Source organism: Shewanella schlegeliana, assembly GCF_016765635.1.
Taxonomy (GTDB): Bacteria; Pseudomonadota; Gammaproteobacteria; order Enterobacterales; family Shewanellaceae; genus Shewanella; species Shewanella schlegeliana.
Window position 1 is genome coordinate 43422 of the sequence record NZ_JAESVD010000009.1, and the last position, 23734, is coordinate 67155.

Genomic DNA, 23734 nt, shown 5'->3' on the forward strand with positions numbered 1-23734 from the left:
TCACTTTTAATGGATAGCATGGAGCAATGTTTCCTTGCCGTCTCGCTCAGTAGTAATCGAGTGAAGGACAGATAAATGGCTGCAAGCCCGAAAATAAATCGTCGTGAGCATATCCTCCAATGCCTAGCGACTATGTTAGAAACAAGCCCCGGACAAAGGATCACCACAGCTAAACTAGCAGCTGAAGTCGGCGTTTCAGAAGCGGCACTCTACCGCCACTTCCCAAGTAAGGCGCGCATGTTTGAAGGACTTATCGAGTTCATCGAAGAGTCTTTACTGTCACGTATCAACCTAATCATGGATGAAGAAAAAGACACCATGAAACGTTGTCAGCAACTGCTGCAGTTACTACTGGTGTTTGCCGAGCGTAACCCGGGGATCTCTCGAGTCTTAAACGGTGATGCACTGCTAGGTGAAAACGAGCGCCTGCGTAGTCGTATTAGCCAGCTGTTCTCGAAAATCGAAACCCACTTAAAGCAGATTTTGCGTGAGAAAAGTCTGCGCGAAGGCAAGGCGTTTAATCTTGACGAAGCCGTATTAGCTAACCTACTACTTGCGGTGGCAGAAGGCCGAATCGCTCAGTTTGTCCGTAGCGAATTCAAGCTAAAGCCAACAAAGCACTTCAATGAGCAGTGGAATTTCATCCAACAGCAATTACTTCAAAGCTAAATAACCTATAAAAATGGCAGCAGACCAAACATGCTGCCTTTTCATACAAAAACTATTGTCTGCCCCCTGCTTTTAGTTTACTTTTCTTGTGACAAATACCAATAAAAAATAACATTTGTTTCCACAAGGAAGTTATATGAAACTCATCAAAGTCATTGGTCTAGCATGCTTTGCTTGGCTAAGTTGTAACGCATCTGCAAAAACAGATGACGCAGCCAATCTGTTCAGCCGCTCCGCTCAATTCTCACAAGTAAAAGTCTCCCCCGGCGGAGATTACCTAAGTGCCATCACCAAGAAAGATGGCAAAAACATGCTAATCATCTTAAATACCTCAGACAAAAAAGCCGTTCACGCAGTGTTTTTTGAAAGTAATGCTCAAGTGGGTCATTACGAATGGGTCAACGATGAACGCCTTGTAATGCAAAAAGAATATCTTAAAGGCTGGAGCGATCATCCTCTGTACTACGGCGAATTGATGGCCGTCAACGCCGATGGATCCAAAGCGACTTACCTTTTTGGTTATCAGGGAGGTGAACAACAAACAGGCTCAAAAATTAAAAAGAATACCCCTATTCGCGCCACCGCCTATATCCTTGACCCAATGCCGGAAGATGATCGCTATATGCTAGTACAAGCACTACCTTGGGCTGGTGGTGGCAGTAACATGGCTGAGAATACTCAAAAAGTTTATCGTGTCGATGTGTATAAAGGCAGGCGGAAAAAAGTCTCGACCTCCCCTATCCCCTATGCAAACTTCTTGACCGACCATGATGGTGATGTGCGTTTTGTCAGTGGAACTCGGGACTACATAAATACCAAGCTATATTACCGAGACGATGGCAAGTGGGTCGATACCGACAAGCTAAACCTTAAATTGGACGATATAAAACCCATTGCCTTTAGCGATAATAAAGACAGCGTTTATGTTATTGGCAGTGAGTCAGGTAAACCTTCAGGTGTTTATCTAGTCAATATTAAAACCGGTGACAAGAAGCTCGTCAGCCAAGATAAAGTGGTTAATCCAAGCAATATTTGGATCAATGAAACAACCAAGAAGCTGTACGCAGTCGAGTACGAGAACGGTTACCCAACCTATGAGTTTGTTGATTCAAAAGACCCTTCAGCAAAATATATCAAACAATTACTCGCATCTCTTCCGGGCCATCAGATCCACTTAGTGAGCCAAACAACTGATGCAGACAAACTCATCATTAAAGCCTTCAATGATCGTAATCCTGGCGACTATTACCTGTTTGACACTAAAACCGTCAAACTCGAATATCTCGTTTCACAAAAGAACTGGCTAGACCCAGAACTGATGGCCGAGATCAAGCCGATCCATTTCACCAGTCGAGATGGTGTCAAGATCCATGGCTATCTCACCCTGCCTCATGGCAAAGAAGCGAAAGACCTTCCTTTAGTGGTTAATCCCCATGGTGGCCCCCATGGTCCACGAGATTGGTGGGGATTCAACTCGCAGAACCAGATGATTGCGAGCCAAGGGGCTGCAGTCCTTCAAGTTAACTTCCGTGGTTCTGGCGGTTACGGTTCAGGGTTTGAAACTGCTGGCCATCAAAAGTGGGGCACAGAGATCCAATATGACATCATTGATGCGACTAAACATGTTATTGAACAGGGAATTGTCGATAAAGATCGGATCTGTATCGTAGGCGGCAGTTTTGGTGGCTACTCAGCCATTCAGAGCTCAACAATTGAGCCCAACCTGTTCAAGTGTGCAATCGGCTTCGCAGGCGTCTACGATTTACCTCTTATGTTTGACGAAGGCGATGTACAAGGCCGTCGTGCGGGTAAACGCTACCTAAAAGAGGTGCTAGGTGAAGATGAAGCGGTACTCAAGGCTATGTCACCGACACAAAATGTCGACAAGCTAAAAGCCAACATCATGTTAGTTCACGGTGGAGAGGACGAGCGAGCTCCTATCGAGCAATTCGAAGCACTCGAAGATGCTTTAAAAAAGCAAAACTATCCCTTTAAAAAGCTGGTAATGGACGATGAAGGCCACGGCTTCTATGATGATGCACACAGGGCAAAATACTATAATGAAATGCTTGGGTTCTTAAAAGAAAACTTGAATCTATAATCGCTCTGCAACCCAAAAAGCCGATAAGACCTATCGGCTTTTTTGCAATCTTACTACCGATTTATGGTGTATATTTACATCAAATAGCGGTATCCTCCCGTCCTCTCTTAATACAATGCGAATAGTTACCGCTCTAATTTTCATTTTTTATGAGATAAGCTAGTCTCTCAGTAAGACTTGTAGCCCTAGTACCAAGGATACGAATATCACCACTCATAGTTATGGTGGAGGAACTTATGACATCAAAACACGCAATCCTCAGTGAATCTGCTCAGATAGTACAATCTGCATTAATTGAGCGTGGCCTCGAGACGCCGATGTTGCCGAGCGAGCTAACTGCTGAAGAACGTAAAGACAAGATTGAGCACCATATGCGTGAGATCTTGACCTTAATGTCACTGGATTTGAGCGATGATAGCCTAGCCGATACGCCGCGCCGTGTCGCCAAGATGTATGTCGATGAAATATTCTCAGGCCTAGACTACGCCAATTTCCCTAAGATTACCGTTATCGAAAACAAGATGGGCTTCGATGAGATGGTAAAGGTTAACGGCATCAGCCTAACCAGTACCTGTGAACATCACTTGGTCACCATCGACGGACTTGCAACTGTGGCTTACTTGCCACGTAAGAACATTATCGGTCTGTCTAAGATTAACCGTATCGTACGTTTCTTTGCCCAGCGCCCACAGGTGCAGGAGCGTCTGACTCAGCAAGTACTCGTTGCGCTGCAAGCCCTGCTTGGCACTAAAGACGTTGCGGTTAAGATGGATGCGGTGCATTACTGTGTTAAATCACGCGGCGTGATGGACTCGACCAGTTCGACTACCACCACGGCACTCGGCGGCATCTTTAAGTCTAACCCAGCGACAAGAGCTGAATTCTTAAGTAACTAGGTTCTAGGTATAAAGCTAAGACGTAACAGCCGGAAAAATCTAAGACGGAAAAGCCAAGAGATAATTCGAAGACAGAACACTCGCAAGCTCGTTCACGGATAACGGAACGGCCTTCGGCCTTACGGTAAAAAGCCATAAAAAATGCCGCGACTATAGTTAACTATAATCGCGGCATTTATCTTTTCCGAGAGCGCAGCGTTCCGTTATCCGTGAGCGCAGCGTTCCGTCATCCTAAAAGCTTTAAATCCCGTACTGGTCACGGTATGCGCTTACCGATGCAAGCTGCTCTTCCATACCTGACTTTTCAGATAGGTAGTTAATCAAGTCTTCAAGCTTGATGATAGATACGATGTCACAGCCAAAGTCGCGCTCAACTTCTTGAATCGCAGACAACTCGCCCTTGCCCTTCTCTTGACGATCCAGTGCAATCAATACGCCTGCTAATGCCGCTTTATGTGCTTCGATGATCTCCATCGATTCACGAATCGCCGTACCCGCAGTGATTACGTCATCAACCAGCATTACGCGGCCTTGAAGCTCACTACCGACCAAGCTGCCACCTTCGCCGTGGTCTTTCTTCTCTTTACGGTTAAAGCAGTAAGGCATATCGATATCGTGGTGATCACACAGGGCTACCGCCGTAGTCGTAGCGATTGGAATACCTTTGTATGCAGGGCCAAATAGCAAGTCATACTCAATACCAGAGTCAACCAATGCCGCTGCGTAGAAACGACCTAAGCGCGCCAAGTCACGGCCAGTGTTAAACAGGCCAGCGTTAAAGAAATAAGGGCTAGTGCGGCCTGACTTTAACGTAAATTCGCCAAATCGAAGTACCTGACGTTCTAGGGCAAATTCAATAAACTCACGTTGATAGGCTTTCACAATCTCTCCTTAAAAAATGTAGGGGTAATACTCTATGTATTATTTCGTATTATTTGGTTTTCTATACTTACAAAAAGGACCCCGTAGGGCCCTAATAACAAAATAGCAATTAACTCAAAGCAGCTTTCTGAGTATCGACGATCTCGCGAATACCATGCTTAGCCAGTTCGAGTAGGCTTAATAGCTCTTCATGGCTGAATGGCTCACCTTCTGCAGTGCCTTGGATCTCGATGATCTTACCAGTCTCAGTCATTACCACGTTCATGTCAGTTTCAGCAGCGCTGTCTTCGATATATTCTAGATCGCAGATTGGCTCGCCTTTATAGATACCCACACTGACCGCAGCAATAAGGAACTTAAGTGGGTTAGTCTTCAAGATACCTTTACCACGAGCCCAGTTAAGCGCATCAACGAGTGCAACACATGCACCGGTAATCGCAGCGGTACGAGTACCACCATCGGCTTGGATCACATCACAATCGATAACGATAGTGTTTTCGCCTAGAAGCTTCATATCTACAGCAGCGCGTAGTGAGCGGCCAATTAGACGTTGAATTTCTTGAGTACGACCAGACTGCTTACCGCGAGCCGCTTCACGCTGCATACGGCTATGAGTCGAACGTGGCAACATACCATATTCAGCAGTTACCCAACCTTGGCCTTGTCCCTTAAGGAAACGTGGTACGCCTTCTTCAAAACTAGCGGTACACAGTACTTTAGTGTCACCAAACTCTACTAAAACCGAACCTTCGGCGTGAGCTGTAAACTGACGAGTGATAGTCACAGGGCGAGACTGTGCTGGAGTTCTGTTGCTTGGACGCATGATGAATTCCTGTATTTTAGGGCATGGGGTAATTTGGCTGCATATTATAGGGATATGTGCGCCACTATGCTATCTGAATCATTAAACTCCCTAGAAAACATCCTACCTATTTTTCTAACCCGTCAGCGCCAGTGAAATTTGCCAATAAAAGCACACCGACAGCGATTCAGCCCTCACTCACATCAAAGCTGCATGAGCAAAATTACCACTAAAGCCTGCACCTTGAATTTGTTTGGGTATATAATCACTGCTCACTTAGACGAACTACACTGGAAATCATCCATGATCCAAAGCATGACAGCCTACGCTCGCATCGAGCACAAAGCAGATTGGGGCACCGCCTCTTGGGAAATCCGTTCAGTTAACCAGCGCTACCTAGAAACTTACCTGCGCCTACCAGAACATTTCCGCAGCTTGGAGCCTGTTCTTAGAGATCGTCTACGTAAACGCCTAAACCGCGGTAAAGTTGAAGTAAACCTTCGCTATGACCTAAACGAAAAGAACGACAGCGAGCTACAACTTAACCAAGAGCTAGCCAAGCAGATCATCAATGCCGCTAACTGGGTTAAGAATGAAGCCGGCCAAGGCGAGCTAAACGTAGTTGATGTACTACGCTGGCCGGGTGTGATGTCAGGCTCAGAGCAAGACATGGATGCACTAGGTAAAGAGTTGTTAGTCGCTTTTGATGCAGCTATCGATCAGTTCATCGAAGCCCGTGGCCGTGAAGGCGATGCCATCAACACCATGCTACAAACCCGCCTTGACCAAATTGTTGAGCAAGTCGCCATTGTACGTGAGCACATGCCACAAGTAATGCAGTGGCAGCGTGACAAGCTAACTAACCGCCTAGCGGAAATCACTGGTGAACTCGACCCTGCTCGTATGGAGCAAGAGATGGTACTACTGGCGCAGAAGATGGATGTTGCCGAAGAGATGGACCGTCTTGACGCTCACGTAGCAGAAACTCGCCGCATTCTTAAGAAAGGTGGCGCACAAGGTCGCCGTCTAGACTTTATGATGCAAGAGTTTAACCGTGAGTCAAACACGCTAGCGTCTAAGTCTATCAGTGCAGAAGTGACCGCAGCAGCGGTAGAGCTTAAAGTGCTTATCGAGCAGATGCGTGAGCAGATCCAGAACGTAGAGTAAGCTATTCAGTGTTTTGAAAAGATATGAAGAGCCCAGCTAAATGCTGGGCTTTTTGTTGTCTGAAAATCAGTATTACAAGTTCAGATGATAAGTTTGAACACAACTACTTATTTCTACTAATCAATTCAGTTATTCTTAGCTAACTTCAAATAATAAAAGCATTTTTCATGAACCAAACCGGCATATACGAGCAACTGATAACTCAATTGGTTGAACAAAAGTTAGATCGAAAAGCTTTCTATGTTGGCGAACGTTCATTAGAAAATGGTGAAGCCGCCTCTTGGCTCTCTCGCTTTCTGACTCGAATAATCGAAATAGCAATAGACTCTGTGCCTAATGGCAATGATCGCGTTTTTGAGCAAATAAGTTTAGCCAATAAAGTCATCGAGTGGCTTAGCGCTAATATTGGTGATCGTGAGCTAATCACCGAAAACTTGATTGATACCCAAGGGAAAATTCTGACAGCATTGCTCAACAAGAAAAATCCAATATCATCAGATTTTCCAAAGTATATTGAAGGCATCATGCCACTAACTGGTCTCACGCAAAGCGAGTTGTTTTGTGGGAGCAATGCTGGTGTATCTCTTGAAACCGAAATAAAACGCGAAATCCAGTCATCCGATAAGATCTATTGGCTAGTCTCATTTATTAAATGGGCTGGGATCAGGATCTTTAAAAAAGAATTAGAAGAGTTTACTCGCAGCGGTAAGCAGTTAAAAGTTATCACTACCTCCTATATGGGGGCAACTGATGCAAAAGCCGTTGAGTTTTTAGCGTCTTTGCCAAACACACAAGTGAAGCTAAGCTACAACACCAATAGAGAACGCTTACACGCAAAATCCTATTTGTTCATGCGTAACTCTAGCTTTCATACTGGTTATATCGGTTCATCTAATCTTTCACACTCAGCTCTAACCAGTGGCTTAGAGTGGAACTTAAAGATCACCTCGCAAGAGATCCCACATATTATTGAAAAATCTCTCAGTACATTTGAAACCTACTGGGAATCACCAGATTTTGAATATTTTGATGGTAATAATCAGAGTAAAGAACGCTTAGTCAAAGCATTACAACTTGCGAAGGGAGCCTACGATACCTCTGCGCCGAGCTTTTATTTTGACATTAATCCCCACTCCCATCAGCAAGCTATTTTAGACAAACTAAAAGTAGAGCGTGAGCTACATGGTAGGTATAGAAACCTAGTTGTTGCAGCGACAGGAACAGGAAAAACTATCATTTCTGCTTTTGATTTCGCAGAGTTTTATGCCACCAATCCTCAAGCTAAGTTTTTGTTTTTAGCCCATAGGGAGGAAATTCTAAAACAAGCGAGGAATGCGTATCGCGGCGTTTTAAAAAATAACCAGTTTGGCGAACTACTCGTAGGACAAAATAAACCACAAAGGTTTAATCAGTTGTTCGCATCAATCCAAAGCTTAAACAATCAACTAGCGACCATTCTATTAACCGAAGATTATTTTGATTACATTGTTATCGATGAAGTCCATCACATAGCTGCAAACAGTTACCGTGCGATTCTGGAACACTTTACACCACACGTTTTACTCGGTTTAACAGCCACACCAGAGCGCCATGATGGAGCCGATATTCTTAAAGACTTTTGTAATGTCATTGCAGCTGAAATCAGATTACCAGAAGCTATTAATCAACGTCATTTATCACCGTTCCAATACTTCGCTGTTGATGATAATACCGATCTCACAAATATTTCATGGGCAAAAGGCCGCTATGATGTCGCTGAACTGACCAAGCTCTACACTTACAATGACCAAAGGGTCTTTCGAATACTGCAAAGCTTAGAAGAGATCATCACAGACATATCAAAGATGCGCGCATTGGCGTTTTGCGTAAGCAAAGATCACGCTAACTTCATGGCGCAAAAGTTCACTTTAAACAATATTCCTTGCGGCGTACTAACAAGTGACAATTCAAAAGAGCGAGACATTCAGCTGCAACGTTTAAAATCTAAAGAAATTAACGTGTTGTTTGTGGTTGATATATTCAACGAAGGTGTCGATATACCTGAGTTGGATACCTTACTATTTTTAAGGCCAACAGAAAGCCTGACTATATTTCTTCAACAGTTAGGGCGAGGCTTAAGACTAACTAAAGATAAAGAGTGCTGTACCGTCATAGATTTTGTTGGCAACTCTCGCCCTGAGTATGATTTTTCCCATAAGTTTAGAGCACTTATCGGCAAAACAAACCAATCTATTTCAAAAGAAATCAAACAGGGATTTCCACATTTACCTTTAGGATGTCGAATAGAGCTGCAAGAAAAAACACAGCAAATGATCTTAAAGAACATATCGCTAGCAACCTTAAACAAAAACAGGCTGCTTAACTTAATTTCAAACTACCCAAATGTGACAGATTTACCTCTCACACTAGCGAACTTTCTTCATATCTATCCTGACTTGTCATTAGAGGATCTTTATAAAGTTAAAGTGGGGAGGTTTGGCGGATGGCAAGCACTGGTTGCGACAAGTCATGGAGAAGATATACAGCAGGGCAAGTTAGACCTTTACGCCGCTTACTATCGCGCAATCAACAATCGCTTATTAAGTTGTACTTCTATCTCTTATTTGCGGTTCATCAAAGCATTATGTGAAAGCAACTTCTCACTGCCGACTCAAGCAGGTATTGAGTCTACTGCTGCACAACACAATCAGCTTTTCTCAACCATGTGCCATTATGACTTTTGGGACAAAACGGGCAAGCAAGCCGGATTTGATGCCATTGTTCAAAGCCTAATTGCGCTAAAACATAGCAAACTGCAAGACGAGCTTAGTGACGTTATTTCGCTGCTTATCGAACGCTTAGCAACACAAGAATTTAAGATGCCAGTAGTTGGCAATCCTGTTGTAGATGACTCTCCGCTAAAAATGCATGTGCGTTACCCAAAAGAACACATATTAGTCGCATTTGGCGATAGTACATTTGATAGGAAATCATCGAGCAGAGAAGGTGTGCTAAATATTGCAGATGCCAATACTGAACTGCTGTTTGTTACCTTGAATAAATGCGAAAAGCAGTTTTCAGCAACAACGATGTACCATGACTACGCAATTAGCACCACGCTATTTCATTGGCAAACCCAAAACAGCGCCAAGCCAACCACTGGCAGAGGGAAAGGCTATATAACGCAGAAAGAAAACAACAAGACATTCATCTTATTTGTTAGAGAACAAGCTAAAGATGAATATGGGAAAACCATGGGATTTGTCAATTTTGGCCCTGTGGACTTTGTTAAGTATGAAGGTTCCCAGCCAATGAATATTACGTGGAAGCTAAAACAACCGATGCCAGCATATATGTGGCATGACACTGCTAAGCTAGCTGTTGGCTAATAGATAGCTTTGCTAAACGCACCGCAAGCCTGATTCCCAACCATTAAACGAGTGGCTTTATGCCACTTGTTTATCCAAGCAAACGCTAATTCACCCCGTTTTTCTCACTCTCCAGCCTCAACTCAACCCCAATCCGGCCCCACTAACTAGCCTGTTTTTTTAAACACTGTTTTCTAATTTAAAATCATTGCCCGACGTCGCGAGTTCAACAAATAAGCTCTTTTTGAAATATCCTTACAAAACAAGCATTAACAAAACTTCATAATTACATAATTCGACCAACGATCGTACAGTTTTTAAGCCACCGAAACAGCAACAAGTATTTTACTTTTCATTTCGTTGTTTAGCCTAAATCCCATTGTTACTATCCGCGCACTTTCCATTTGAAGTTATTTGTCATGCCAACTTGCGAGCAGCGAACAGCTGAAAAGTTAAACTCTGAACACTTAAACTCTGAACAGCTACACAATGAAAAGTTACCCTCAAAAATGCTAAATCCTATCTTAGTTCAAGGCGCGATGGACGTTGAAGTCGAGACTCTTGTTGCCGCTCTAAACGATGTAAAACAAAAGACATATGGTGCGTGGACTTTCTGGGAAGGTCTATTAGATGGCTACCCAGTTGTGGTATCTCGTACCGAGATTGGTTTGGCTAACGCCGCCGCCTCAACCACTTTGGGCATTGCGCACTATCAGCCAAAAGTGATCATCAATCAGGGCACCTCTGGTGGCCACGATCCAAAGCTATTCCGCTCTGACATCGTGATTGGTGAAACCAGCTTTAATATGGGCGCTTACAAAATTGAGTTCGTTGAAAAAGGCCAAGGCATACACCCAACCACTTGGCAGAACTTCGATATGCCAATGTATCTGCGTGAAAACGGCGTGGTGGTCGAGCACAATCACTTTAAAGCCGACCCAGCCCTAGTTGAAATAGCCCTTTCGCAAGCAAGCAGCTACACCCAAGGCAAAGTGGTTGTGGGTAGAATTGGTAGCTGTGACGAATGGAACCGAGAAGTTGACCGCATTAACTGGTTCCACGAAACCATGGGCACCTCAGTTGAAGAGATGGAAACCTCAGCGGCTGCGCAAGTCGCCGAAGCTTACAAGCTACCTTTTGTGAGTATTCGCGTGCTGTCTAATACCGACCAACATAAGCAAGACTTTGAGCCGCAAACGGCGATCGACTGTCAGGTTTATGTACTTGATGTCATCAAGGCGTTAATCAAGACCTTTTAAAGCCAGTTTTAGCTCTGGTTTTACTAGCCGTTTTACAAAGTACCTAAGCGACAGGATTAGTGACGGGAATAACAATGCTATTCCCGCCCGCTTTCGCTCGCTTTAAAAACGCTAATTTAACGCTTCTAAAGATTGCTTTAAACATCGGGGAGAACATTAGCCTCCCCCTTACTTCAACTTATTTAAGTTATTAACTTATCAAGTAATAGACAAAATAAATGCAAATTTTAATCAGTATTGTTGGCATCATCACCCTACTTGCAGTGGCTTTTTTGGCGTCTGAAAACCGTAAAGCCATTAACTACCGCACGGTTGGTTTGGCGTTTTTACTGCAGTTAATTATGGGTGCGTTTGTCATCTATTCATCGTTCGGCCAAGCCGTTATTTTTAATATGGCTGAAGCGGTATCGACCGTGATTGGCTATAGCAACGAAGGCATGTCGTTTATGTTTGGCGGCCTAGTTAGCGATAAGATGTATGAATTGTTTGGCCCAGGCGGCTTCGTTATCGCCTTTAAGGTATTACCGATTATCGTGTTTTTCTCGGCAATTTCGGCGATTCTATATTACCTAGGCATTATGCAATGGGTGGTTCGCATCGTTGGCGGCGCACTGCAAAAAATCCTTAATACCAGCAAAGCGGAATCTATGTCTGCCAGTGCTAACATCTTCTTAGGTGTGACTGAGGCACCACTGCTGATTAAGCCTTATATTCCTAAGATGAGCCGTGCCGAGCTGTTTGCGGTAATGTGCGGTGGTTTAGCTTCGATTGCAGGCACCATGCTAGCGGGTTATGCCCAGCTAGGTATTAAGATGGAATATCTGTTAGCAGCCTCGTTTATGGCGGCGCCGGGTGGTTTACTGTTTGCTAAGTTATTAATCCCGCAAACCGAGAAAGTAAACGATCAAGACCTAACGGTTGTAGAAGAAAATCCACCAGCCAACATTATTGATGCTGCGACAACGGGCACCATGAACGGCCTATCGTTAGCCATGGCAGTGGGCGCAATGCTGTTTGCCTTTGTCAGCTTAGTGGCGCTAATGAATGGCATGCTAGGTGGCATTGGTAACTGGTTTGGTTTTGACGGACTAAGCTTGCAGCTGATTTTAGGCTACTTGTTTGCCCCTGTTGCTTGGTTGATGGGTGTGGCTTGGGATGAAGCGCTATTAGCGGGTTCGTTCATCGGCCAGAAGATTGTGATTAACGAGTTCTTTGCCTATATCAACTTAGCACCCTACCTAAGCGGTGATGCGATTGTTGAAGCAACTGGCATGCCGATGTCTGAGCGTACACAAGTGATTCTATCGTTTGCACTGTGTGGCTTTGCTAACTTAGGTACGGTTGCGATTGCGATTGCCGGTATTGGTGGCTTGGTGCCAGAGCGCCGCTCTGAGATTGCCTCACTAGGCTTAAAAGCACTGTTTGCGGGTATTCTATCGAACTTGATGGCAGCGACCATTGCAGGCTTGTTTATGAGTTTGGCTTAATCAGCCCATTTTCATCTGCTAGTTAGCAAACAGGCCCATATGGCGTAACGTCATATGGGCCTGTTTGTTTTGCAACATCTCAATCTATGTCAGGCAGAAAAGCTCAATTTGCTTACACTACATCAGCACCACGGAGCATAGGGGTGATATTAGCTCTTGCTTGCTGGGCTGCGGTTTCAGCATCACCAGCGCAGATGGCTTGTACTAGGGCTTGGTGACTAGAGGCGCTGTCTGACAGGTCGTAGTCTTGGTGAGTAAGTGCAATGTACGCCTGCAGTGGGTATAGAATCTGTTTATATTGGTTTAGCATGCGCTCGCTACCACAGATCTTAATAATCATCAGGTGTAACTGCCAGTCCATCTCACTAATACGGCGAGTGTCGTCACCGTGTTGTAAACACAGCAATTGGTACTCTTGAAAGAAATCCGCTAAACCTGCTTTATCATCAGCGCTTGCCCATTTGGCAGCCATCGCGGCCGCTTCGCTCTCAAGGGCTACACGTAAATGGTATAACTCCCACAGATCCTGCTGATTAATCTCAACCACTTGCCAGCCTGAATAAGGCTTTTGGATCACTAAGCCTTCGTTCACTAATGAGTTCAGCGCCATACGCACTGTGCTGCGGGATAACTCAAGCTGCTTAGCTAACGCGCTTTCCACCAACTTGTCGCCTAACTTGATATGGCCTTCTAAAATATGCGTTCGCAAATAACGGACCGCTTGAGACTCCAAACTTTCTTTAGTAATTTTCATATTTTTAATGACGGCTCGACAATTTAGCTTAACAGATTAGAGCGATAGATTACCTTAACCACTTGTTAATTCAACAGCTTAATCCAACACCGCTTCTCGGACAAACTCCATAAAACTGACGGCTTGTGGCGATAACGACTTATTCTTTCGCGTTAAAATATAATAAGCGCGCTGATGGCGCACCTTTAACTCTGGAAACGGCATCACCAAACGGCCATCGGCTAGCTCCTCTTGGATCTGCTGATAGGCACAAACGGCAACACCTAAACCACTCATAGCTAGCGACATCACTACTTGGCTTTCACTGGCATAATGACACTTTTGCAGCTCAAGCTTTGCTACCGGATAATAATTAAGCCAATATCTCCAGTCGAAGTTATCTCGGTCATGGATAATATTTGCATTAGCTAAGTCTGCTGGCACTGCCAAAGGTTTACGCTTAAGGTACTCTGGCGAGCAAACAGGTACATAATCAAGGCTGCACAAAAACTGTGATTCAAAGCCTTCCCACTCACCATCGCCCCACTTTATCGCCAGCTCGGTTTGCGGTAAAAAATCAAGATGATTAGTCGTCAGCATCTGGCCGACCAATAATTTAGGATATTTAGCCAAAAACTTCGGTAATAATTTGCTAATAACTTGGCGGCTAAACACTGGCTCCATCTCAATGTGCAGCGTGTAATGCTCGGCATCATTATGAAAGCCATCAACCACGCCCATTAACTCTTGGATCGGTTGATTGATCTGTAACAGTAATCGCTGGCCGTCTTCGGTTAATTGGATCTGCCTGCCACCGCGATAAAACAACTTGGTACGCAGTACTGCTTCCAGCTTGGCCACTTGTTGGCTAATGGCTGACTGGGTAAGACACAGTTCACGGCTGGCCTCGGTAAAGCTTTGCTTATCTGCCACCGCTTTGAATGCCATAAACCAAGATAACTGCGGTAAGCGGGCACTTGCTGAACTAACTTGAGTTGTATTCATAACATCCTGCGATAGTAATACCAATCAGTATAAAGATTTGGTCGCTCAGCGAGAGTTTAGCGGCACTGAGACAAGGTCATTAAGTGCTCCTGCTTTAATGACATTCACCACATCCATGTGGTTTGCAACGAGTGAAGAGCATAGTTATTCTACGTTTTAGCTCGTTAACGCAGTATCAGAGTCGCTAAAACTCGCCATTCTGGAGCGTTTTTGGCTGCCTACTTCTGCGTTGAATAACTTCACAAGGGGGCAACCATTCTTTCAGTTATTCGCCTTGAATTAGTTTGCCATAAAACGCTCTGAGTAACTCAACTTCTTATACTGATTGGTATGAGCCCTTAGCGCAACCTTGGTGGCTAAGGGCATTGCATGGTTAACCGCTAAAATAACGGTTAACCATATTGATAAACTGATAAACAATGGTGTTAGCAACTAATATTTAGCACTTAGAAGCTGATGCTTAACAGCCCGGCTTAAAGCGTAATACAGTCTCTAAGCGTTGGTCTTTTTGGTACAAGCTGCAATAGCTGTAACCCACTTCTTCAATATTAGTCTGCTGACCTTGAGCAACACTACCGACTTTGGCCACGATGCGCTCAGCGACACTTTCTACACCTTCTTCGGCGCGCATGATACCAGAAGCGTCAATATCTATATCTTCATTTAATAAATATTGGTTACCGCTCACACGGATCACTGGCACGATAGGGTTATTGAAACCTGCGCCGCCGGTTGTCCATAAAATCAGATGCGCGCCCAGTGCCGCAAAGTGCATGCCTGCGCTGCCACATAAATGAGTAGCTTCCGACAGATAGAAACCAGGCGTTGTTGGTTTTTCATGGACTAGATGATTTATCTGTAACACGCCTTGAATTGGACGAGTACCGGTTTTGCTCAGTGCACCAAAAGACTTTTCTTCTAGTGTGGTTAAGCCGCCAACACTGTTGCCAATGCTCATGGTTTCCACTTCTGCGCCATCAACGTGCCAACGAGCTTCTTCTTGGTGAATAAGACGCTCTAATTTATCGGCAACCTCAACACTCACTGCGCGCTGACGTAAAATCGTTTCGCAGCCAACCAGTTCAATAAGCTCACCGGCAATGGCGGTAGCGCCCATATCGACTAACTTGTCGACCGCGCGGCCAACACTTGGGTTAGACGCGATACCAGAACTGGTATCTGAACCGCCACATTTTACCCCAATAATCAGTTCAGAAATCGGCGTTTCAACTCGCGGTGCGGCATTGGCGGCTTGCTGTAGTTGTTGGGCTAACTCTTTACCTTGGTTAATAGTAGCGCGTGTGCCTTGCTGCTTCATGCACACCAATGAAAACGCTGGGCGGCCGCTAACACGGATTGGCGCAGCAACGATTTCAGGATCGATACTGCCACAACCCATCGCCAGTACCAGAACACCGGCCACATTCGGATTATTGCCCGTATGTATCATGGTGTTGATCATCTCTTCGTTACCACCATACATACAAGTGTTGTAGTTAGTGACCACAATACCGTTATCGATACTGTCGGCAATTGCGCGCGCGATGCCGTCGCAACATTCATCAACTGCCATAATCAGTACATGATTACGAATACCCACACTGCCGTCGCTGCGGCCAAAACCCATAAAAGTGCTCATCATGCTTGCTCAATCCGCATCTGTTTAATAATTTCTTCAATGATGTTGTCGGGAATATCTAATCGTTGGCTACGCACATTTTGTACATGGGCCAATTCACCACGAGGGATAGTCATAATGGCAACGCCTACTGGGTAGCTAGCTTTAGTAATCAGCTGCTGGTCGGCGATATCGGTTAATGCCACCTTATTACCAAAAGTAATGGCTTGTAGGCAGGTCACCACATCAATGACTTGGTTATTAGTTGAGATAATTTCTATCTCATCGCCTTTAACGGCATCAACAAGTAGCGTGGCTACGTTGTCGCTAGGGTCGAGCTGAATGGCTTTTTTCATTCTGATTAGCGTAAAATTGTCAGACAATCCTACAATTTAATTGTTTTTTAGTATTTTTCAATCCACAAATAACCATATTGAGCCCTCAAATAGGGTTCGTTTATATGAAATGTGATGCAGCATCCATTTTAGGAGGTATCTCATTTGCTAATAACAGCGCTTATTGACCCTGCGCATGCATGGCTATTTGGAGTCAATCACTACCCAGTGCTCAGGCTTTTTCCTTCAAATAGCTAAAGCGCCCCACACAAGTCACCAGCAAGCAAAACAAGTTAGCAACAGGACTCACACAGCATCAACCTGACCTCAGAAATAACCACATTTAGCTTAATGATTCAGCAATCACAGTAGTAAAAGTCACAAGGTGACCAACCTCTAAGTATTACATTTGCTAATGGCTAAATTAGTTTTTATTGTTGTCACTCAGCATCCATCTCGCTCAAAATCCGCCCGAATAAAAATCCCCTGTGTGGTTTGCGCTAAGACGCAAATCGCACTACCACCTTTGTAAGGATGTAGTCGTGACTGATATAACAGCGGCACCGGTAACAGACGAAACTGTTACCCAGCAATCCCCAGTTCAAAATGATAAAGTTCAAAATGACAAACTACTGATCTCTGTGAGCTTAGCGGTTGTATTTGCTGTAGTCATGATGCTGATCTTTAACCCTGATCAAGTACAAGCTAGCGGTAAGGCGGCTTTTGCAGCATTAACCAATACCTTTGGTTCTTTTATCCAGCTGTTTGCCTTTGCATCTGTATGTACCATGCTGTACATCGCTGTAAGCCGTTACGGCACTATTAAGCTGGGCGAAGGTGCACCTGAATACACCAATATGAGCTGGTTATTCATGTTTATCTGTGCTGGTTTAGGTTCGGCGACCATGTACTGGGCGTTTATGGAGTGGGCTTACTACTACAACGGTATTGGTCTGAACATTGATGCGCAAAGCAACGAAGCGTTACGCACTAGCTTGTCTTACGTGATGTTCCACTGGGGTATTACCCCTTGGGCTATCTATGGTCTTGCGTCTATCGCAATGGCTTACCACTTCCATGTTAACCGTGCAAAAGGTCTTAACCTATCATCGCTAATGGTATCTATCCTTGGCATGAAAGAAGACAGCACGGCTAGCCGTATCATGGGTCGCACGCTAGATCTAATCTTCCTATTCGCGACGTTTGGCGGTCTAATCTTAACCACTACCGTAACGGTAAACACGGTTTCAACTGGTTTCGCTGAGCTGTTCGGCATGGAAAATACCTTCGCATTGAAGACTATCCTGCTAGCACTGATCACCCTAACCTTTACCCTTAGCTCTTACATCGGTATTGCTGAAGGTCTACAAAAAATCGCTCACGCAGCATGTGGTATGTGTTTTGTGTTTGCTGTGATTGTATTGGTGCTAGGCGACACTGGCTTCATCGTTGATTTCTTTGTTAACTCTCTAGGTCTTACTCTAAGCAACTTCGTTGAGATGAGCCTGTTCACTGACGCGACAAATGAAGGCACCTTCAACAAAGATTGGACTGTGTTCTACTGGTTGTACTGGTTCACTTACACACCAGCGGTAGCTATCTTCGTAACCCGTATCTCTAAGGGTCGTACTATCCGTCAGGTGGTATTGGGTCTGATTGCAGGTGGTTGTGCGGGTTGTTGGTTCTTCTTCGGCGCGCTAACTGGCTACTCAGTTGACGCTATGGTTGACGGCGTAGTGAATGCACCAGCTCTACTAAATAGCGCTAATGGCGACATCGCAGTGGCTCAGCTAATTGCTAACCTGCCATTTGGTACTATCTTGTCAGTATTCTACTTCGTACTAATGATGCTATTCCTAGCTTCTCACTTAGATGCGACTGCGTTCACCGTAGCGGCAGTAAGTACTAAGAACCTTAAGCAAGGTCAAGATCCAACTCGTGAACTACGCGTGTTCTGGTGTGTGATGCTAAGTCTGCTACCGCTAGCAATGCTATATATCAATGCGTCGTTAGACACCTTGAAAACAGCGGTAACCCTAACTGCGGCTCCGTTCGTAGTGGTACTGATTCTGTGTATGTACGGCCTAAAGAAATTCCTGTCAAACCACAAGTTTGATGACTGTTCTGAGAAATAAATCATGTTAAAAATTACCGATATTGAAGTGATCCACCTACGCGTACCTGCAATGGATGCCGATTGTGAATGGGGCGAAGACGCCGTCATCGTTAAGGTGCATACTGATAAAGGTATCGTGGGTGTTGGCGAAGCCGACTCTAGCCCGCTAGTGGTTCAGGCTTGTATCGAAGCGCCACAAACAAACTTCTACTGCAACGGCCTTAAGCGTCTGTTGATCGGTGAAAACGCGCTGGAAATTGAGCGTCTGTGGAACAAGATGTACTGGGGTTCTAACTACATGGGTCGTCGCGGTGCTGGCATCCACGCCATTAGCGCTATAGACATCGCCCTGTGGGATATCGCAGGTCAGTTCTACGGCGTGCCAGTGCACACGCTATTAGGTGGTAAATACCGCGACAAGATCCGCTGTTACGGTACCTTCATTCCGGCTGATAAGCCTGAAGACAACGTAGCAATTGTGCAGGGTTTGAAGGACCAAGGCTTCACTAGCATTAAGTTTGGCGGCGGCGTGATGGGCGACGACCCAGACACAGATTACGCTATTGTTAAAGCGGTACGTGAAGCGGCAGGTCCAGAGATGGAAGTGCAGATCGACTTAGCGTCTAAGTGGCACACTTGTGGTCATTCAGCCATGATGGCAAAACGTCTAGAAGAGTTTAACCTGAACTGGATTGAAGAGCCTGTATTAGCAGACAGCTTGATCAGCTATGAAAAGCTATCGCGCCAAGTGTCGCAAAAGATTGCTGGCGGTGAGTCTCTGACTACTCGTTACGAGTTCCAAGAGTTCATCACTAAGTCTAACGCCGATATCGTTCAGCCAGACATCACCCGTTGTGGTGGTATCACTGAAATGAAGAAGATCTACGACATCGCACAGATGAACGGTACTCAACTGATCCCGCATGGTTTCAGCACAGGTATTTTGTTGCATGCTTCGGTTCACTTCTTAGCGGCTTGCGAGCAAGGCACGCTGATGGAGTTTTCGCAAAGCAGCAGCCCACTATTCACTAGCTTAGTGAAAAACCAACTGCAGTTCGACAACGGCTATGTCGCTGTATGTGACGCACCGGGTTTAGGCATCGAGCTAGACGAAGAGTTGATTGCTAAATATCGAGTGAATTAGCACCATGTAAATTAGCATCGTGTGAATTATATCGCTTAATTAATAGCGACTGATTTACCCGCTAAACAACAATGCCAGTAAGTTAAGCTTACTGGCATTTTTTTATCTCTGTTTTTATTATTGGCGGTTTAACATCATTTATAGAACCAAAGAAAAGCTCCTGCTTATGGTATTACTCGTGAGGCCATAATTGGTGCTCTATTGCTATCAACTTCAACATGCCAATTTGTCGCAGTTTATCTCAGGCTGAATCGGCTAAAATTCTCTACTTCTGTGCCACTCAATTAAATAGCTGGGAAACTGGGGCATCTCCAACGGCAGAAAGCCTAAACGTCATAAAAACCGACAATTTTTCATACTCCAAAGCCTTCCTCAAGTAGGTCCAAAACTCGCAAACGTCTATTTCTTCATTTCGATAGTATTGAAGCCGTATTCACGGCACCAGTAGAGCAACGGAGCAGAGTCGAGAGGAGCGGGCAAGAAAGGCTAGATGAGTACGAGAAATATTAACGTTAACGAAAAAAATAGGCTACAACCAACCCAGTTAAATATCATTACTTACGCAAGATGAACACATGCAACATACCAGCAATACAATAATCAGCAGCTGATACAGATATAGGAGGCGAGCACAATACTATGTTTGATATAGTAAAATGCACATCAATAGCAGTTCTTGCTAATGCAATATACGAAGGTTTTGATTATGGAACACAGTCTCAGTGATCTCGTTATTCATTTATTCTCTACGTTTGGAAATATGGTTTGGCAGATATACTGGCCTCTGGCATTTGGCCTGATATTATCATCTTGGATACGTAATATTATACCGGTATCCAGTGTGGTTAAGCACCTAGGTAAAACCAGCCTGACCAGCTTAACCTTAACGACCGTTCTCGGTATGGTGTCATCTTCATGCTCCTATGCCGCCGCTTCACTTTCTCATACCTTACTGGAAAAAAAATCAACAGTAGCCAATGCGATGGCTTTTTTAGTTTCCAGCACCAACTTAATTTTAGAGATGTTTATTGTATTAGTGGCCTTAATGGGCTGGACCTTTTTATGGGGAGAGATACTCGGCGGTCTGATATTAATTGTTACCGTTGGCTTTCTATTTCATCGCTTCTACCCTAAAGATGTTGAACAAGAACTACGTCAACACTTCAATGCTAGTCAACAAGCTACTGCCAACACCGCCATGGATATGTCCAAAATGAAAGAAGGTAGCTGCGGTGCTGACATGGATATGTCCAAAATGAAAGAAGATAGCCACGGTGCTGACATGGATATGTCCAAAATGAAAGAGGGTAGCTGCGGTGCTGACATGGATATGTCCAAAATGAAAGAGGGTAGCTGCGGTGCTGACATGGATATGTCCAAAATGAAAGAGGGTAGCTGCGGTGCTGACATGGGCATGTCGAATATGAAGCAAGGTGGTTCCGGCGCCAATATGTCAGCTCCAGAACCGGTAGCGGGCTTTATGGCAAAAGTATCTAAGTCAGCCGGATTTTTTCACATGGATATTGCCATGATTGGCAAAGAGATCTTAATTGGCGTGGTCATCTCCTCCATTCTTATAGCTATTGTGCCACTCGATGGCTGGCGAAGCTTATTTATCAGCAACGATGTAGCTTTACCAATCTGGCTACACTCAATGATTGATGTCCTTATTGGTATTTTTGTCGCGATGCTTGCTTATGTGTGCTCAGTGGGTAACCTGATTTTGGCCGCAGCATTGTGGCACGGCGGGATCTCGTTTGGCGGGGTCATAGGTTTCATCTTATCGGATGTTTTGACAATCCCGATGATCCGCGTTTATACAAAGTACTATGGCGTTCGTCCTACCAAATGGATCGTAGGTTTACTATTTATCGCCATCTTTTTCACTGCGCTTTGTATCGACGCCATCTTCAATGGCTTCGGATGGATAATAGCCAGTGGCGGCGAACGTACTATTAATCAAGCAGGCTTAGGCTGGAACTTCACCACCATAATGAACCTGCTCTTTATCCCACTCTCTATTTGGTATTACTATTTAGGCAAAAAAACCAACGCTAACATGCATATGAGCATGTAACATTTAGCCTTTATTAACGATAAACCTTGGAGCGAATGTTTCTAATTAGGCAATAAGCCCATAGATACTTCAAGGGATAACTTAACCATAAACCGCCTATTACTCGTCAGTAACAGGGCGGTTTTAAATGATGACTAGGTCACTACGCCTAGGTCTTTAGCTACGCAACTTGCAGCTTATTCGTATCACTCAAGCCACTATATATTTTACCCACTACAAACTCTGCAATTAGGATGGTAAACACAACGGCAAAGAAAGCGACGACGCCATTGAACGGCCCGGAAAATTCAACCTTTTCACCAAACATCACATTTACCGCTTCAAGGATCATAAACTTACTACCCACCAAGATAATGTAGGTGCTGATGCCTCGATATACTTTTACTGCCCTGCCCGGTTTAGCCTTAAAAAAGGCGGCCACTTTATGCTCGGTTTTAATCGACAGTTTAAGTAGCGTCAGCAAAAGTAATGCTGCAACAAGTGAAATGCTAAAGGACTCGATAGAAACCCAGTGCCAATACTCATTAAAGAAATTGAGCACAGTTAAATAAACCAATACCGCTAGGCTATAACCTACAAATCGTTGCTGAGTCATACTTCCTCCACTCTCTTTGCTCGTTGAATGAATAACGTTAAACCGACTGAGGCAGTAACGCTTTTTCGATGTTAAACGCTTCAATGATCTTATTTGCCGAAATATCAATATCCTCTATCGACGTATGATAATTCAGCACAGAGAACAGCATGGTCTTTAAGCCTTTGTAGCCAGATGTTGAGGGATAAAGGTATCCATCTTGCTGCAGTCTATGTACCACACGTGCGGTGAGCTCGTTGCGATACTCCACATCACCTGTGCCAAACTGCGCAGAGAATCGATTCGACACCACATCATTAAGAATGGTAACGCCCTCAACTTCTCTCAAAATATCGGCCATGCGTTTCGCTAGGGCGCAGCAGTTATCTAAATGATTCACAATGCCTTGCTTACCCAGCGACTTAAACGCGGCGTAGACAGGCAGGCCACGGGCGCGTCTTGATGCGGCAATACCAAAATTAATCGCGTTACGATCCGGCTTATCCATGGCATCATTTAGGTAATCCCCCATATTACCGCCGCCCATTGCTGAGGTGATTTTGGCAGGATCTTTTACAATCACCATGCCGCAGTCATAAGGCATGTTGAACCACTTATGGCCGTCAGTATCGATAGAGTCGGCTCGCTCAATCCCTTTCAATAAGTGCTTCTGCTTATCGCTCGCTGCAGCCCAAAGCCCTATCGCACCGTCAACATGCAGCCAAGCATTGCCATGCTTAGCAACCGCGTCAGCTATCTCATCGAAAGGATCGAAGGCACCAGAATCGATACAACCCGCTTGGGCACAAACCAGTGTTGGGCCGCTTATGTCGGCTAACACCCGCTCAAGCTCTTGTGGGATAAGGCGAAGATTATCGTCTGTCGGCACTTTAACTATGGTTTCAATACCCAAACCTATCATTGAAAGCGCGCGCTTAATGGTTGAGTGAATTTGGTCACTCACAACCACATTGACCTGCGGCGCACCATACAGACCTTTGGTGGCCACATCCCAACCCGCATTTTCCAGCAGTGAATTACGCGCAGTAATTAACGAGGTATAAATCGCTTCTTGAGCCCCAGAGGTAAAGCCCACCGCAGAGCCCTTGGTTAATCCCAGCAGCTCTACCATCCATTCGGCTGCCGTTTCTTCGGCTACTGCCATTGCCGGGCTAGATACGTAGTACGGCACATTTTGATCCCAGGCGCTAACTAACCAGTCTGCTGCTAATGCCGCAGGAAAAGTACCACCGATGGCGTAACCAAAAAATCGTGGTCCACCCGATGCGACCAAACCAGCATCGAGCGCATATGCCATTTCATCGATAACCCGTTCTGGTGCTAATCCTTGTTGTGGTAATTCCCCAGCAATCAATTGTCGCAACTGTTGCGATGTGATCTCTTTGGCAACAGGACGCTCATCTAGCGACTCCAGATACGAGGTCGCGTGCTCTAAAGAACGCTCCAGTGAACCGCGGTAATCTTTAAAATGATGTGACATAGTTAATACTCTTCAAGTAGG

General features: G+C 44.9%; 18 protein-coding genes. 10 read left to right on the forward strand and 8 right to left on the reverse strand.

Features of this window, described 5'->3' with window-relative positions:
* Nucleotides 1-75: 75 nt before the first annotated feature.
* The 3 genes from slmA to folE all read left to right on the forward strand — a co-directional run bounded on the left by slmA (nt 76) and on the right by folE (nt 3666).
* On the forward strand, nt 76-669 hold the full coding sequence (slmA, locus tag JMA39_RS15320; RefSeq protein ID WP_202722731.1) for a nucleoid occlusion factor SlmA: 594 nt from the start codon (nt 76-78) through the stop codon (nt 667-669).
* A 136-nt stretch (nt 670-805) separates the two neighbouring features.
* Complete coding sequence (locus tag JMA39_RS15325; RefSeq protein ID WP_202722732.1) at nt 806-2770, forward strand: alpha/beta hydrolase family protein; 1965 nt, start codon at nt 806-808, stop codon at nt 2768-2770.
* Nucleotides 2771-3006: 236 nt separating this feature from the next.
* Nucleotides 3007-3666, forward strand: coding sequence for a GTP cyclohydrolase I FolE (gene folE, locus JMA39_RS15330; RefSeq protein ID WP_202722733.1), 660 nt, complete (start codon nt 3007-3009; stop codon nt 3664-3666).
* 240 nt (nt 3667-3906) lie between these two features.
* On the opposite strand, the gene pyrE is transcribed toward folE, so the two are convergent.
* Together pyrE and rph are read right to left on the reverse strand one after the other, a co-directional pair.
* Nucleotides 3907-4548, reverse strand: a complete 642-nt coding sequence (gene pyrE / locus JMA39_RS15335) for an orotate phosphoribosyltransferase (RefSeq protein WP_202722734.1) — start codon at nt 4546-4548, stop codon at nt 3907-3909.
* 109 nt (nt 4549-4657) lie between these two features.
* Nucleotides 4658-5371, reverse strand: coding sequence for a ribonuclease PH (gene rph, locus JMA39_RS15340; protein ID WP_202722735.1), 714 nt, complete (start codon nt 5369-5371; stop codon nt 4658-4660).
* Between the two features lie 282 nt (nt 5372-5653).
* Here rph and JMA39_RS15345 point away from each other — a divergent pair, with 282 nt between their 5' ends.
* The 4 genes from JMA39_RS15345 (at nt 5654) to JMA39_RS15360 (ending at nt 12610) form a co-directional block, all read left to right on the forward strand.
* Nucleotides 5654-6517, forward strand: a complete 864-nt coding sequence (locus tag JMA39_RS15345) for a YicC/YloC family endoribonuclease (RefSeq protein ID WP_202722736.1) — start codon at nt 5654-5656, stop codon at nt 6515-6517.
* A gap of 167 nt (nt 6518-6684) precedes the next feature.
* Nucleotides 6685-9885, forward strand: coding sequence for a DUF3427 domain-containing protein (locus tag JMA39_RS15350; RefSeq protein WP_202722737.1), 3201 nt, complete (start codon nt 6685-6687; stop codon nt 9883-9885).
* Between the two features lie 488 nt (nt 9886-10373).
* Nucleotides 10374-11123 (forward strand): 5'-methylthioadenosine/S-adenosylhomocysteine nucleosidase, encoded by a 750-nt coding sequence (locus JMA39_RS15355; protein WP_237732854.1) that lies wholly within the window; start codon nt 10374-10376, stop codon nt 11121-11123.
* A gap of 218 nt (nt 11124-11341) precedes the next feature.
* Nucleotides 11342-12610, forward strand: coding sequence for a NupC/NupG family nucleoside CNT transporter (locus JMA39_RS15360; RefSeq protein ID WP_202722739.1), 1269 nt, complete (start codon nt 11342-11344; stop codon nt 12608-12610).
* A gap of 112 nt (nt 12611-12722) precedes the next feature.
* On the opposite strand, the gene JMA39_RS15365 is transcribed toward JMA39_RS15360, so the two are convergent.
* The 4 genes from JMA39_RS15365 to JMA39_RS15380 form a co-directional block, all read right to left on the reverse strand.
* The gene (locus JMA39_RS15365) at nt 12723-13364 is read right to left on the reverse strand and encodes a GntR family transcriptional regulator (RefSeq protein WP_202722740.1); all 642 of its coding nucleotides are present in this window, start codon (nt 13362-13364) and stop codon (nt 12723-12725) included.
* A gap of 78 nt (nt 13365-13442) precedes the next feature.
* Entirely contained in the window at nt 13443-14348 is a 906-nt protein-coding gene (locus JMA39_RS15370) for a LysR substrate-binding domain-containing protein (protein WP_202722741.1), read from the reverse strand.
* Nucleotides 14349-14808: 460 nt separating this feature from the next.
* A complete protein-coding gene (locus JMA39_RS15375) occupies nt 14809-15990 on the reverse strand; it encodes a UxaA family hydrolase (protein WP_202722742.1) in 1182 nt (393 codons plus the stop codon).
* A complete protein-coding gene (locus JMA39_RS15380) occupies nt 15987-16322 on the reverse strand; it encodes an SAF domain-containing protein (RefSeq protein ID WP_202722743.1) in 336 nt (111 codons plus the stop codon). The genes JMA39_RS15375 and JMA39_RS15380 overlap by 4 nt, the downstream gene beginning before the upstream one ends.
* Nucleotides 16323-16843: 521 nt before the next feature.
* Between JMA39_RS15380 and JMA39_RS15385 the strand changes: the two genes are divergently transcribed.
* From JMA39_RS15385 to JMA39_RS15395, 3 genes are all read left to right on the forward strand, one after another.
* Nucleotides 16844-18436: a BCCT family transporter gene (locus tag JMA39_RS15385; protein ID WP_202722744.1), complete on the forward strand. Its 1593-nt coding sequence runs from the start codon at nt 16844-16846 to the stop codon at nt 18434-18436.
* A 3-nt stretch (nt 18437-18439) separates the two neighbouring features.
* Nucleotides 18440-19561 (forward strand): mandelate racemase/muconate lactonizing enzyme family protein, encoded by a 1122-nt coding sequence (locus JMA39_RS15390; protein WP_202722745.1) that lies wholly within the window; start codon nt 18440-18442, stop codon nt 19559-19561.
* Nucleotides 19562-20267: 706 nt separating this feature from the next.
* Nucleotides 20268-21638, forward strand: coding sequence for a permease (locus JMA39_RS15395; RefSeq protein ID WP_202722746.1), 1371 nt, complete (start codon nt 20268-20270; stop codon nt 21636-21638).
* A 160-nt stretch (nt 21639-21798) separates the two neighbouring features.
* On the opposite strand, the gene JMA39_RS15400 is transcribed toward JMA39_RS15395, so the two are convergent.
* Complete coding sequence (locus JMA39_RS15400; protein ID WP_202722747.1) at nt 21799-22233, reverse strand: hypothetical protein; 435 nt, start codon at nt 22231-22233, stop codon at nt 21799-21801.
* Between the two features lie 37 nt (nt 22234-22270).
* On the reverse strand, nt 22271-23713 hold the full coding sequence (locus JMA39_RS15405) for a pyridoxal phosphate-dependent decarboxylase family protein (protein ID WP_202722748.1): 1443 nt from the start codon (nt 23711-23713) through the stop codon (nt 22271-22273).
* Nucleotides 23714-23734 lie beyond the last annotated feature (21 nt).

What these genes read in the sequence shown, in the direction of transcription:
- slmA (WP_202722731.1), top strand. Translation starts at nt 76, where the DNA reads ATGGCTGCAAGCCCGAAAATAAATCGTCGTGAGCATATCCTCCAATGC.
- JMA39_RS15395 (WP_202722746.1), top strand. Translation starts at nt 20,268, where the DNA reads ATGGAACACAGTCTCAGTGATCTCGTTATTCATTTATTCTCTACGTTT.
- JMA39_RS15355 (WP_237732854.1), top strand. Translation starts at nt 10,374, where the DNA reads ATGCTAAATCCTATCTTAGTTCAAGGCGCGATGGACGTTGAAGTCGAG.
- JMA39_RS15390 (WP_202722745.1), top strand. Translation starts at nt 18,440, where the DNA reads ATGTTAAAAATTACCGATATTGAAGTGATCCACCTACGCGTACCTGCA.
- JMA39_RS15405 (WP_202722748.1), bottom strand. Translation starts at nt 23,713, where the DNA reads ATGTCACATCATTTTAAAGATTACCGCGGTTCACTGGAGCGTTCTTTA.
- JMA39_RS15365 (WP_202722740.1), bottom strand. Translation starts at nt 13,364, where the DNA reads ATGAAAATTACTAAAGAAAGTTTGGAGTCTCAAGCGGTCCGTTATTTG.
- folE (WP_202722733.1), top strand. Translation starts at nt 3,007, where the DNA reads ATGACATCAAAACACGCAATCCTCAGTGAATCTGCTCAGATAGTACAA.
- JMA39_RS15380 (WP_202722743.1), bottom strand. Translation starts at nt 16,322, where the DNA reads ATGAAAAAAGCCATTCAGCTCGACCCTAGCGACAACGTAGCCACGCTA.
- JMA39_RS15325 (WP_202722732.1), top strand. Translation starts at nt 806, where the DNA reads ATGAAACTCATCAAAGTCATTGGTCTAGCATGCTTTGCTTGGCTAAGT.
- JMA39_RS15375 (WP_202722742.1), bottom strand. Translation starts at nt 15,990, where the DNA reads ATGATGAGCACTTTTATGGGTTTTGGCCGCAGCGACGGCAGTGTGGGT.
- rph (WP_202722735.1), bottom strand. Translation starts at nt 5,371, where the DNA reads ATGCGTCCAAGCAACAGAACTCCAGCACAGTCTCGCCCTGTGACTATC.
- JMA39_RS15350 (WP_202722737.1), top strand. Translation starts at nt 6,685, where the DNA reads ATGAACCAAACCGGCATATACGAGCAACTGATAACTCAATTGGTTGAA.
- JMA39_RS15345 (WP_202722736.1), top strand. Translation starts at nt 5,654, where the DNA reads ATGATCCAAAGCATGACAGCCTACGCTCGCATCGAGCACAAAGCAGAT.
- JMA39_RS15370 (WP_202722741.1), bottom strand. Translation starts at nt 14,348, where the DNA reads ATGAATACAACTCAAGTTAGTTCAGCAAGTGCCCGCTTACCGCAGTTA.
- JMA39_RS15400 (WP_202722747.1), bottom strand. Translation starts at nt 22,233, where the DNA reads ATGACTCAGCAACGATTTGTAGGTTATAGCCTAGCGGTATTGGTTTAT.
- JMA39_RS15360 (WP_202722739.1), top strand. Translation starts at nt 11,342, where the DNA reads ATGCAAATTTTAATCAGTATTGTTGGCATCATCACCCTACTTGCAGTG.